Raw genomic sequence first — 10,899 nt, 5'->3', positions numbered from 1 at the left:
CCCGTGGGGGAAGGGGGTTCGGGGGGGGCGGTTGGGGTGAGAACCCGAATCGCCACTCACGACCACCCTGACCCACCCCTCACCGGAAGCCTCAAGACGCCACGGTTGCCTTAGCCCCCGATAGAACGCTCATTAGCACTCACGCCCCCCGTGCGGAACCACGGAAATACGCGAATCGGGCACTCGGGCGCGCACCTGTCTCCAGCGTCAGCACGCCAAGTTGCCCTACCCCTTATGTCGCTCACAGCCCCCCGAAGCTCCGCAAATCGCCCTAATCGGCCTTTAGTCCCAAAAGTGTTTCTTATGGAGGTCGTCTATCGCGGTGAGTAACCGGGCGCGCAGCGGGTAACCCCCGGTAACGAACCCGATCAGGCAGGAGGAACCGTGTCCGACCAGGAAGACCGCGAAGCAGCGGACGGCCCCAGCCCCGCCGCCGACACGTCCGAAGAGGCCATCCAGCTCACCACGCCCGACGGCGGTGACCTGCGGGACACCGAACCGGAGGAGGTCGCCGACTACGCGGGCACGCAGCGTTCCGCCGGGCCGGAGAGTGAGGCCATCCACATCGAGGACGCGTAGCCGTTTCGGCCGTCACCGGTCACACTGTCGGAATGCCGGAGACGATCGCCGAGGTGAACGGCATCCAGTTGTGCCACGAGACGTTCGGTTCACCGGACGGCAGGCCGTTGCTGATGATCATGGGCCTCGCCTCGCAGATGATCTGGTGGGACGACGAACTCTGCGAGAGCCTCGCGGCCGAGGGATTCTTCGTCATCCGCTACGACAACCGGGACGCCGGGCGCTCCAGCAGGCTGTCGGGCCGGGTGAACTTGCCGCTGGCCTACACCCTGCGCGTGGCGCCGTACTCGCTGAAGGACATGGCTGACGACGCCGCCGCGCTGCTCGACGAGCTCGGCATCGAAAGCGCGCACGTCGTCGGCGCGTCGATGGGCGGGATGGTCGCGCAGACCCTGGCCGTCGAGCATCCGGCGCGCGTGCGCTCGCTGACGTCGATCATGTCGACCACCGGCAACCGGTTCGTCGGACGGCCGAGCGCCAAAGCGATGGCGATGCTGCTTTCGGCTCCGCCGCGTAATCGCGAGCAGTACGTCGACTACCTGCTGCGGACGTTCCGTGTCATCGGCTCGCCGGGTTATCCCTTCGACGAAGCCCGGATGCGGGAGCGCGCGGAACGCTCTTTCGACCGTGGTGTCAATCCCGGCGGCACCGCGCGCCAGCTGGCGGCGATCTTGTCGAGCCGGGATCGGTTCCGCGCACTGCGGAAGGTCCAGGTGCCCGCCCTCGTCGTGCACGGTTCGAAGGATCCGCTCGTGCACGTTTCCGGTGGCAGGGCGACGGCTCGCGCGCTGCGGGAGTCCGAATTGGACATCGTTTCCGGGATGGGGCACGACCTTCCGCGCGCGATCTGGCCCCGGCTCGTGCGCGGCCTGCTCCGGACGGCGGACCGCGCCGAGGTCAAGACCCGGCGAGCGTGATCGAGCCCAGATGCGAGAAGTGCGCGGCCACCCGTGAACCCGGGCGCAGGTCGACAGCGTCCGTCATCCCGCCGGTGAGCACGATCCAGCCCGGCTCCAGAGCGAGGCCGCGGGCGCCGAGGATGTTGGCCGCCAGTGCCAAGGCCTCCGCCGGATGCCCCTGCACGGCGGCCCCGGTGGCGGTGTCGACGATGGCGCCGTCGACCTCCAAAAGCGCCGCCTCCAGCGAAAGATCCAGCGCCGACGGCTCGACGCCAACCGGGCCCAGCGTGAAATACGCGGAGAAACCGTTGTCCGCCACGGCGTCCGGCAGCTTGCCCCGATAGTCACGGTAGCGACTGTCGACGATCTCGATACCGCCGTGGACCCGGTCCACCGCCGCCATCGCCGTCGCCGCTGTCACGCCCGGGCCTGCGAGTCGTTTCCCCAGCACGAAAACCAGCTCGGGCTCCGCACGCGGGTGGATCAGCGACGGCACCGGTACGCCGGCGGGCAGGACCATCGCGTCGGTCAGCCACGCGAGCAACGGCGAGTCGATTCCCATCCGTTGCCGCATCGCTCGCGAGGTCAGGCCCAGCTTGACTCCGACCACCGTCTCGCCGCGAGCCCGCCGAAGCCGCAACGCTTCGTCCTGGATCGCGTAAGCGGTATCGACGTCCAAAGCGGGCCACGAGTCCGTCAGCGGCTCGCGTTCTTCCCCCGACAGCAGCGCTTCCGCCGCCTCCCGCACACCAAGGCTCACGGCCGTTCCTCCCCGGAGAACTTCGCGGTGACACTGCCGAGCCCCGCCATCGTCGCGACGACGGTGTCGCCTGGGCTCACCGGGATCGCGCGCGTCATCGAACCCGGCAGCACGACGTGCCCCGGTTCCAGGGCGACACCGAGCGGTCCGACCGTGTTCGCGAGCCACACCAGCGCGTTCACCGGCGAACCGAGTACCGCGCCGCCGGCACCGGTGGCCGCGATCCCGCCGTTCTGGTGCAGGACACAGCCCACCAGCCGCAGGTCGATGTCACCGATCGCGGTCGGCCTGCTGCCGAGGACGACACCGCCGGAGGACGCGTTGTCCGCGATGGTGTCGACGATGCTGATCTTCCAGTCCCGGATGCGGGAATCCACGATCTCCAGGGCGGGCACCACGAAGTCGACCGCCCGTAACGCGTCCGCCACCGTGACACCGGGGCCGCGCAACCGCGAACCGAGCACGAACGCGATCTCCGGTTCGATCTTCGGCTGCAGGAAACCGCCGATCGGGATCGGCTGGTGTTCGAGGTGGAACATCGAGGCGGTCAAGTGGCCGTAGTCGGGCTGGTCGACGCCCATCTGCCGCTGCATGGCGGCGGAGGCGAGGCCGACCTTGTGCCCGCGTACGCCGTCGCCGCGTTCGGCCCAGTGTCGGACGAGCCGCTGTTGGATGCGGTACGCGTCCTCCAGCGTCGCCTTGGGGTACGTCTCGATCAGGGGCGCGATCGGCTTGCCGGTCTCGTACGCGCTGAGCAGCGCGGCCGCGGCCTCCTGCAGCGTGCTGGCGTCCATGGGCTCCTTCCGACAGCCGAACTCTGCCTCCTCACCTGTGCCCGCACAAGACGCCCGTTCCACTGGCCGGTACGAGGAGATTAGGCCGAAAGTGTCTTGTGCGACCGCGATCATCACCTAGCCTGCACCCATGTCCGATTGGTCCCTCTCCCGGGCGAAGACCAGGATCGACCGCCGTGAAGAGCTCGACGAGCTGACCGCGCGCATCCGGTACGAGGTGCGCGTCCATCTCAACGAGCCCACGGCGCACAACGCCTACGACGAGCTGACCGACGTCTTCGCCATCGGGCACGCGGAGTGTTCGGCGCTGCTCAAGCACCGCCGGGTCCTGCCGCTGTGGGAGCGGGTGCTGCTCACGCGCTACACCCGCCGCCTGTACGGCAAGGCGATCTCGGCGACCGTCGGTGACCTCCCCGCCGACGTCGGACCGGCGCCCGCGGCCGCGTTCGGACCGGAGATCGCCTCCCTCACTCCGGATTCCGGCGACACCGGCGCGAAGTACGACATGCAGGGCCGCGGGCTGGTCAACGTCTTTCGGATCGCCGCGGGGCGGCACGGCGAGACCTGGCCGGATCGCCACGATGTCGCGACGACCTCCGCGCGCAACGTCCTGACCTGCTCGGCGGTCTTCCTGCGGCGCCGCGCCTGGCACGTCGTCTGGCCGGTGTACCGGGTACGCGGCCTGCGGCTCTGGAAACTCTAGGAATTCCCACGCGGCCGCGACGGTTGAACCCGAGATGACCGATCGCGCCACCGAGATCCTCGCCGGATCGAAGACGATCGCCGTCGTGGGGCTGAGCCGTGATCCGGCCAAGGCCTCGCACGGGGTCGCCGCCGTGCTGCAGGCACACGGGTTCCGGATCATCCCCGTCCATCCGTCGGCCGAGGAGCTGCTGGGCGAGAAGGTCTACCGATCGCTCACCGACATCCCGGAGCCGGTCGACCTCGTCGACGTCTTCCGCCCGTCGGCGGAGACCCCGCCGATCGCCGAACAGGCCGTCGCGATCGGCGCGAAAGCGCTTTGGCTACAGCAGGGCATCGTCTCCGCCGAGTCACGCCGGATCGCCGAAGAAGGCGGCTTGGACTACGTCGAAGATCGCTGCACGGCGGTCGTCCGCGCGGTCGCGAACCTGTCCGCACGTTAGAAACGAACTCCTGGCCGAACCCTTGCCGTGATTTCCCGGCGAGGGTTCTTTCATGTCCGTGAACAGGAAAATGACCCCTGAAGTCATACGCCGAATCGGAACCATCGAAGGGATTGGGCCGATCCGGTGATCTTGACAGGAACGCCACAAGCTGGGAAAACTTGTCCACGAGCCAGTTTGTTAAGAAACCTTCCCAAGGCTGGACCGAGCTGTTAACGTCCGAGTCCGCTTAGCGGAAACAGGTACCGGCCATCGGTACCCCGGTCCAACGGAGGGCGAAGTGGGTACACCACGCGGCCTGGATTCCAGTGGCACACTCGAGCGCGGACTCGCGGTTCTCGAGCACGTCGGCAAGAACCAGGAAATTTCCACCAACGCGATCGCCAGGCAACTGGGTCTCTCCCGGAGCGCCGCCTACCGCATCGTCGGCACCCTCAAGAACCTCGAATACCTCGAAGCCGACCGCGCCACCGGCCGCGTGCGGCTCGGTACCCGGCTGGTCGAACTCGGCGCCCGCGCGATGGCGGCGACCGACCTCCACCGCTGCGCACCGCGCTATCTCGCGTCGCTCGCCGAACGGAGCGGGGAGACGACCTATCTCGCCGTCCCGGACAACGACACGATGGTCTACGTCGCCACCGAACGCAGCGCCAACGCCGTGACGCTGGCCTGTCGTCTCGGCACCCGCCGTCCGCAGCACGCGACGTCGCTGGGCAAGGCGTGGCTGGCGGCGCTGCCCGAACAGGACCGGCTCGAACGCATCCGCCGGATGAAACTCGACAGTCTCACCCTCAAGACGATCATCGATCCGGCCAGGCTGCTCGACGACCTCGCCAGGACGAGCCGTCGCGGCTGGGCGGTCGACGAGGTCGAGAACGAACCGGACGTCGGCTGCGTGGCCGCCGCCGTCCGCGACCACACCGGACGTCCGATCGCGGCGATCAGCATCGCGGGCCCGGCCGGCCGCGTGCTCCGCCGGACCGACGAACTCGGCGCGACCGTGGCGGGGACGGCCGCCGCGCTTTCGCTCCGCCTGGGTTACGTGCGGGCGCAAAGGAGCTGAGGAGGGCCGACTCCAGGAAAGCGTCGTGAGTGGTAATGGCGGTTCTAACCGTCATTACCACTCACGAGACTATCCACAATGGTCACGCCATCTTTACCGACCACTGCTCTGGATGGATGAACGCATGGTTCGTTCACCGGAATGAGAACTACCGTTGTCCCCATGCCCATGACGCTGATCAAAGGTACGTTCCAGCTTGTCGGAGCCTCACCGGACGGCGATTCGGTGCGCTTCTATCCCGAAGATCCCCAGGCGACCAAGAAGGCGGGCCTCAAGGTCCGGCTCAATTCGCGGGGCGGGATGCAGTTGCGGCTCGACGCGATCGACGCGCTCGAAACGCATTACCAGGCCAGGGGAACCGGCGGGATGTGGCATCAGCCCGCCGAATTCGCTGACGCCGCCTCGGCGAACCTCTTGAAGGCTCTCGGCTTCAAAACGGTCGAACGCGATGAACGGGGAAGGGTCACTTCGGCGACCCCGATCAAGGTACCGGGTCACATACTGACGCGATTCGCGGACAAATACGGACGAGCGGTGGCGTTCGCCTTTCCCGGACAACGGCCGGGAAGGTCGGCGGACCTTTCCCGCGTCCATCTCGACGTCAAAACGCTGAAGAACTCCGCCAACTACCGGCAGGTCGCCGACGGCCTCGCCTACCCGACGTTCTATTCACTGCTCTACCCGGATCTCCGTGACGCCTTGGCCGCGGCCGCCGTCAAGGCACGCCAGGACGGGCTCGGGCTGTGGCCGCTGGACGTCACGAACTCCGGGTTCAAACTCTCCTCCCGGCGGCAACTCGCCGACGAACTGGTGATCCTGCCGAAACTGTTCCGCAGGCTCGTCGACTACCTCGCACTCGACGAGAGCGGCGGGGTCTCGCTGACCGGGTTCTCCGACTTCCTCGATTCCCGCAACGACCGGCTGTTCACCGTGCCGGACGGACACGCCACGGAGTTCGAGACCTTGGTGAGCGTCAAGCGACAGACCGTGAACCTGACGGTCGAACCGGAACGGATCGTCTTCATCGAGGCCTGAAATCCCGCCTGAAACCCGCGGTGTGGGCAAAAAGACCGTACCTCCGTTCCCTCCCGGCGTGCTCATCTGAAAGGTGGGAGAGGGAGCCGATGCGAGTACACGGTTCGCGGCGCTTGGAGGAGACCGGCGGGCGGATGGAGACAGCCTCGAAACTCATCGACGCGGTCCGCGTCCTTGTCGTGCGCTACTGCCGGGCGCGGATCGGACGGCGTGCGGGTAGCTATGACACCGCGGACGCCGTCGCGACGAACAGCTGCCGCGAGATCCTCGCCGGCGCGGCCGAGGCGGCCACGCTGCTCACGTTCGCCTACAACGTCACGCGTGGCCTGGTCGACGACTTCCACCGGACGGCCGCCGAACTGCCGAATCCGCTCTCGGTGCTGCCCGGACAGCAGCGCGAGATCATGGTGCTGCGGTCGCTCGTGGGCCTTTCCGCCGACGACACCGCGCTGGCGCTCGGCTGCTCCGTCCAGGCCGTCCGGCTGGGCCAGCACCGGGCGCTCACCACGCTGCGCCCCACCCCGGCCTGACGCGTTTAGTCCTCTGAATGCGGTACTTGCACACGCAACTACCGCATTCAGAGAACTAAACGCGGTCGGGGCCGGCGGCGCATTCGGCCGCCCGGTTGAGCAGCAAGGTGCGCTCCGCGTCGTTCCCGGTCATCTCCGCCGCCCGCTCGAACTCGACGCGGGCCTCGTCGAGACGGCCGAGCTTCGCCAGGAAATCGCCGCGCACACTCGGCAGCAGATGGTACGACTTCAGCGCGGGCTCGGACGTCAGCTTGTCGACGACCACGAGCCCCGCCTCCGGTCCGAAGGCCATCGACAGCGCCACCGCCCGGTTCAGTTCGATCACCGGTGACGGGTTCAGCTTCCCGAGTCCTTCGTACAGGACGGCGATGCGTCCCCAGTCGGTCTCCTCACCTGTGCGGGCCCGTGCGTGACAGGCGGCGATGGCGGCCTGTGCGGCGTAGACACCGAAGGCGCCATCCGTCAGCGACTCGGCGAGTTCCAGCGCGGCGAGGCCACGGCCGATCAGGAGCCGGTCCCATTTGGCGCGGTCCTGGTCCATGAGCAGCACGGGTTCCCCGTTCGGCCCGACACGCGCGGCGGACCGTGAAGCCTGGATCTCCATCAGCGCGACCAGCCCGTGCACCTCGGGTTCCTTCGGCATGAGCCCGGCCAGGATCCGGCCGAGCCGCAGCGCCTCCTCGCACAATCCCGGCCGCATCCAATCCTCGCCGGCCGTCGCCGAATATCCCTCGTTGAAGATCAGGTAGATCACTTCGAGCACCGACTCCAAGCGCGCGACCCGGTCGGCCCCCTCGGGTACTTCGAAGGGCACCTTGGCGTCGCCGAGCGTCTTCTTCGCCCGGACGATCCGTTGCGCGATGGCGGTTTCCTTGGCCAGGAACGCCCGCGCGATCTCGTGCGTCTGCAACCCGCCGATCATCTTCAGCGTGAGCGCCACCCTGGCCTCCGTCGAGAGCACCGGGTGGCAGGCGGTGAACACCAGCCGCAGCAGATCGTCCTCGATATGGTCGTCGAGGCCCGCGGTGAAGTCGGGCTCCTCCTCGAACTCCTGCTCGCGGCCGATCTCGCCGAGTTTCCGCTCGTACCGCTCGTTACGGCGGAAGGTGTCGACGGCACGGCGTTTGGCCGTGGTCATGAGCCAGGCGCCCGGATTCCTCGGGACGCCCGACTCAGGCCACTGTTCGAGCGCGGCGACCAGCGCGTCCTGCGCCAGTTCCTCCGCGAGGCCGACGTCGCGCGTCATCCGCGCGAGGCCGGCGATGAGGCGGGCCGATTCGATCCGCCACACCGCGTCGATCGCCGAACGAGGGTCTGCTGTTGCCGTCACGCCGACCAATCAACATCGTCGGCGCGACGACCGCAACCATCAGTTGGCCTCGGCCTGCTTTCGCAGGTTCTGCTCGTGCTCGACGATCTCGGGAGTGGCGTGGTCGAAGTCCTCCATCTCGGCGACCCGCCGGATCTCGATCTCGCCCTCGCGGAACGGCGCGCGCTTCATCCATTCGATGACCTCGGCCTTGTCCTTGACTTGAAGGATCCAGAAACCCGCGATGAGTTCCTTGCTCTCGGCGAAAGGTCCGTCGACGACCCTGGCCTCGGCGGTGCCGTTGTACTGGATGCGGACACCGTCGGCGCTGGGAAGCAGTCCTTCCCCCGCGAGCATGACGCCGGCCTTCACCAGCTCCTCGTTGAACTTCCCCATTTCCTGCAGCTCCTCGGCGCTCGGCTGAGCACCGGCCACGTCGCTCTTCTCGTCGCTCTTGACGATCACCATGAACCGCATCTCGTGTCTCCGTTCCCGGCGGGGCTCGTCCCTGCCACATCTACGCGTCGATCGGGCACCCCGGGTTTCGACACGGTCCCCGAACTTTTTTCCGCGAGTATTCGAGCAGCCGGAAAACCGCAGGTCAACCGCCCATGAAGCATCCCACCTCATCCCCACCGCCCACCCTCGAAGGACGCGCCGCGCGCGACTGGGATCATTCCGGGGTGGCCGCTCTCCCCCCGGATCTCCGCTCCGCCCTCGACGAAGAGCTGGGCAAATACCCGCAGACCAGGCTGACGCAGTCCGTCGAGCGGCTCAGCTCGCGCTACCGCGAGAACAACCCCGCGAGCGCGCCCATCCTCTCTTCCGAGGTGGACATCGCGGCGTACGCGGGCTACCGGATGCCGGCCACCTACGCGGCCATACACGCCGTTCTCGCCGAAGCCGCCCTTCGCGCGCCCGGGTTCGCTCCGCGTACGCAAATCGACGTCGGCGGTGGCACCGGTGCGGCGATCTGGGCGGCCGCGGACGTGTGGCCGTCGCTGGAGGACAGCACCGTCGTCGAGCAGGTTCCCGGCGCGATCGCGCTGGGGCGGCGGCTCGCGGGGAACGCCGTCGGCAAGGCCGTGCGCGGCTCGACCTGGCAGCGCGGCCTGATCGACCCGGACGCGCCCGCGCCGGACGCCGATCTGGTCACCCTCTCCTATGTCCTCGGCGAACTGCCGGAGCCCCGCCGGGCCGACGTCGTCGGTTGGCTGGCGGCCAAGGCCGGGATGCTGGTGCTGATCGAACCCGGCACTCCGGCGGGCTACGAACGCATCGTCGAGGCACGGGACAGGTTGGTCGAATTCGGGCTCTCCCTGGTCGCGCCCTGCCCGCACGAAGGCGCCTGTCCGATCCCGCGCGGCAAGGACTGGTGTCATTTCTCCGCCCGCCTCCCGCGCACCAACCTGCATCGTCAGCTGAAAGCGGGAACGCTCGGGTTCGAGGACGAGAAGTTCTCCTACGTCGTCGCCTCCCGGACGGCACCGGAGCGGGCCGGGGGCCGGATCCTGCGACACCCCGTCAAACGCAAGGGGATGGTCAGCCTGTCCCTGTGCGCCGAAGCCGGACTCACCGACACGATCGTCACCAAACGGCACGGCGCGGACTACCGCACGGCGCGCGACGCGGAATGGGGCGACGCCTGGCCACCCGCTCAGTCCACAGTGGACTGATAGCCGCGCCGCGCCAGACCGCCGATGACGGTGAGCAGCGCGCCGAGCGCCGGATTGTCGTTGCCGCGCCGCCACATCAGTTCGAGTTCCACCGGACGGCCCTCGATCCCGTCCACCGGACGGAGCACGACCCCCTCGAACCGCAGCGCGGCGGCCGCCGCGGGCACCAGCGAGACCCCCAGATCCGCTTTGACCAGCGCGAGCACCGTATGCACCTGACTGAGGTACTGCGTGTACGCCGGCAGCACCCGCGCCGCGCGGAACACCGCCACGAGCATGTCGTGGAAATACCGGCACTCCGACGGCGAATACATGATGAACGGCTCGCCGTCGAAGTCGCGGATACCGGGATTCTTCTTGCGCCGCGCCAAGGGATGCCCCGACGACATCGCCGCCAGCAACGGCTCGCGCCACAGCGGCAGGGTCACGATGTCGCCGCCGGTCACCGGCGGCCGGATCATGCCGAGGTCCATCCCGCCCGCCAGCAACTCCGCCACCTGCGCCGACGTCACCATCTCCCGGAGCACCAGATCGACGCCCGGCACTTCGGCGTTCGCCGCGGCGAGAACGCGTTCGAGGTACGAATACGCGGCGGTGGCGGTGAAACCGAGCGTGACGACGCCGACCTCGCCCTTCTTCGCCCGGCGGACATACAGCGTTGCCTCTTGCGACGAACGCAGTATTTTCCTTGCCTCAGCGAGAAAGACCCGTCCGGCGGGTGTCAGCCGGACCGCGCGGTGCGTACGGTCGAAAAGCTCGACCCCCAGTTCGCGCTCCAGCAGCTGGATCCGCCTGCTCAACGGCGGCTGGGTCATCGAAAGCCGCTCCGCCGCCCGGCCGTAGTGCAGTTCCTCGGCCACCGCGACGAAACTCACCAGCTGGTCCAGGGAGAACACCTATTCAGTCTAGGTATCAATCGGAGGCGAACAAGCGCTGAACCGGTATTGTTCCGGTCGGTATTCACTCACCGGACCCGAACAGGTGGACGCCAATCGTCCGTTCAGCCGGTTTCGGCGGGCCCATCCGCACCTAGGCTTGGCATCGGCGTCCGTGGCTCCGGCCCTCGGCGACGGTGCCGACGGCGAGCTCTGGAGGGGCCATGTGCGTTC

General features: G+C 68.0%; 13 protein-coding genes. 8 read left to right on the top strand and 5 right to left on the bottom strand.

The window, feature by feature from the left end; genetic code table 11:
- The first annotated feature begins 384 nt into the window (after positions 1-384).
- Positions 385-579, top strand: coding sequence for a hypothetical protein (locus tag ACZ54P_RS31560; RefSeq protein ID WP_465465238.1), 195 nt, complete (start codon positions 385-387; stop codon positions 577-579).
- Positions 580-611: 32 nt separating this feature from the next.
- Positions 612-1,496, top strand: coding sequence for an alpha/beta fold hydrolase (locus tag ACZ54P_RS31555; protein WP_465465237.1), 885 nt, complete (start codon positions 612-614; stop codon positions 1,494-1,496).
- On the opposite strand, the gene ACZ54P_RS31550 is transcribed toward ACZ54P_RS31555, so the two are convergent.
- Complete coding sequence (locus tag ACZ54P_RS31550) at positions 1,477-2,238, bottom strand: 2-keto-4-pentenoate hydratase (protein WP_465465236.1); 762 nt, start codon at positions 2,236-2,238, stop codon at positions 1,477-1,479. The genes ACZ54P_RS31555 and ACZ54P_RS31550 overlap by 20 nt on opposite strands.
- Positions 2,235-3,032 carry a 2-keto-4-pentenoate hydratase gene (locus ACZ54P_RS31545; protein WP_465465235.1) on the bottom strand — a complete coding sequence of 266 codons (798 nt, stop codon included), beginning with the start codon at positions 3,030-3,032 and terminating at the stop codon, positions 2,235-2,237. The genes ACZ54P_RS31550 and ACZ54P_RS31545 overlap by 4 nt, the downstream gene beginning before the upstream one ends.
- 130 nt (positions 3,033-3,162) lie before the next feature.
- On the opposite strand from ACZ54P_RS31545, the gene ACZ54P_RS31540 reads away from it, so the two are divergent.
- The 5 genes from ACZ54P_RS31540 (at position 3,163) to ACZ54P_RS31520 (ending at position 6,805) form a co-directional block, all read left to right on the top strand.
- Positions 3,163-3,735 (top strand): hypothetical protein, encoded by a 573-nt coding sequence (locus ACZ54P_RS31540; protein WP_465465234.1) that lies wholly within the window; start codon positions 3,163-3,165, stop codon positions 3,733-3,735.
- A gap of 34 nt (positions 3,736-3,769) precedes the next feature.
- Positions 3,770-4,177, top strand: coding sequence for a CoA-binding protein (locus tag ACZ54P_RS31535; protein WP_465465233.1), 408 nt, complete (start codon positions 3,770-3,772; stop codon positions 4,175-4,177).
- 280 nt (positions 4,178-4,457) lie between these two features.
- Entirely contained in the window at positions 4,458-5,240 is a 783-nt protein-coding gene (locus ACZ54P_RS31530) for an IclR family transcriptional regulator (RefSeq protein WP_465465232.1), read from the top strand.
- A 162-nt stretch (positions 5,241-5,402) separates the two neighbouring features.
- Entirely contained in the window at positions 5,403-6,275 is an 873-nt protein-coding gene (locus ACZ54P_RS31525; protein WP_465465231.1) for a nuclease, read from the top strand.
- Between the two features lie 134 nt (positions 6,276-6,409).
- Positions 6,410-6,805 carry a sigma factor-like helix-turn-helix DNA-binding protein gene (locus ACZ54P_RS31520; protein ID WP_465465230.1) on the top strand — a complete coding sequence of 132 codons (396 nt, stop codon included), beginning with the start codon at positions 6,410-6,412 and terminating at the stop codon, positions 6,803-6,805.
- A 55-nt stretch (positions 6,806-6,860) separates the two neighbouring features.
- On the opposite strand, the gene ACZ54P_RS31515 is transcribed toward ACZ54P_RS31520, so the two are convergent.
- Positions 6,861-8,144, bottom strand: coding sequence for an RNA polymerase sigma factor (locus ACZ54P_RS31515; RefSeq protein WP_465465229.1), 1,284 nt, complete (start codon positions 8,142-8,144; stop codon positions 6,861-6,863).
- A 30-nt stretch (positions 8,145-8,174) separates the two neighbouring features.
- Entirely contained in the window at positions 8,175-8,591 is a 417-nt protein-coding gene (locus ACZ54P_RS31510) for a YciI family protein (protein ID WP_465465228.1), read from the bottom strand.
- A gap of 206 nt (positions 8,592-8,797) precedes the next feature.
- Between ACZ54P_RS31510 and ACZ54P_RS31505 the strand changes: the two genes are divergently transcribed.
- Positions 8,798-9,790, top strand: a complete 993-nt coding sequence (locus tag ACZ54P_RS31505; RefSeq protein ID WP_465465227.1) for a small ribosomal subunit Rsm22 family protein — start codon at positions 8,798-8,800, stop codon at positions 9,788-9,790.
- On the opposite strand, the gene ACZ54P_RS31500 is transcribed toward ACZ54P_RS31505, so the two are convergent.
- A complete protein-coding gene (locus tag ACZ54P_RS31500) occupies positions 9,772-10,686 on the bottom strand; it encodes a LysR family transcriptional regulator (RefSeq protein WP_465465226.1) in 915 nt (304 codons plus the stop codon). The genes ACZ54P_RS31505 and ACZ54P_RS31500 overlap by 19 nt on opposite strands.
- Positions 10,687-10,899 lie beyond the last annotated feature (213 nt).

This window comes from Amycolatopsis sp. NPDC034160, from assembly GCF_055575355.1.
Note: the sequence above shows the minus strand (reverse complement) of the source record. Positions and strands in the feature narration are given on the sequence as shown.

What these genes read in the sequence shown, in the direction of transcription:
- ACZ54P_RS31540 (WP_465465234.1), top strand. Translation starts at nt 3,163, where the DNA reads ATGTCCGATTGGTCCCTCTCCCGGGCGAAGACCAGGATCGACCGCCGT.
- ACZ54P_RS31535 (WP_465465233.1), top strand. Translation starts at nt 3,770, where the DNA reads ATGACCGATCGCGCCACCGAGATCCTCGCCGGATCGAAGACGATCGCC.
- ACZ54P_RS31510 (WP_465465228.1), bottom strand. Translation starts at nt 8,591, where the DNA reads ATGCGGTTCATGGTGATCGTCAAGAGCGACGAGAAGAGCGACGTGGCC.
- ACZ54P_RS31545 (WP_465465235.1), bottom strand. Translation starts at nt 3,032, where the DNA reads ATGGACGCCAGCACGCTGCAGGAGGCCGCGGCCGCGCTGCTCAGCGCG.
- ACZ54P_RS31525 (WP_465465231.1), top strand. Translation starts at nt 5,403, where the DNA reads ATGCCCATGACGCTGATCAAAGGTACGTTCCAGCTTGTCGGAGCCTCA.
- ACZ54P_RS31520 (WP_465465230.1), top strand. Translation starts at nt 6,410, where the DNA reads ATGGAGACAGCCTCGAAACTCATCGACGCGGTCCGCGTCCTTGTCGTG.
- ACZ54P_RS31555 (WP_465465237.1), top strand. Translation starts at nt 612, where the DNA reads ATGCCGGAGACGATCGCCGAGGTGAACGGCATCCAGTTGTGCCACGAG.